This window comes from Erythrobacter sp. SN021, from assembly GCF_021864455.1.
The window spans coordinates 1-280 of the sequence record NZ_JAKKUW010000256.1; the positions used below are offsets into that span (position 1 = coordinate 1).

Annotated in this window: 1 protein-coding gene; it reads right to left on the reverse strand. The window is 64.3% G+C overall.

The window, feature by feature from the left end; genetic code table 11:
* A partial coding sequence (locus tag L5849_RS15805) for a crossover junction endodeoxyribonuclease RuvC (RefSeq protein WP_236926317.1) occupies window positions 1–280 on the reverse strand: 280 nt, incomplete at both ends.

The following is a 280-nucleotide window of genomic DNA, read 5'->3' on the forward strand; positions in this document are numbered from 1 at the left end:
GGTTGACGCTTACGAAAACCTTCTCGACTGCGACCTCGCTCGGTTGGTGGGCGACGATGACGCTTGCCAGGTCGCGCAGGATCAGCTCCAGCCGCTCGGGCAATTCGCCCCGGGCATTGCGGATGCAGCCGCTCGCCACGTATTGCAGCTTGCCCCCGGAAGCGATGATGACGCCGAACCCGGTGACGCGAAGGCCCGGATCGATGCCGAGAATGCGGCGTATGGTCAAACGGATCGCGCCCTGTGTCGGCGTGGCGCGCTCATGCGTTTTCGATGACTG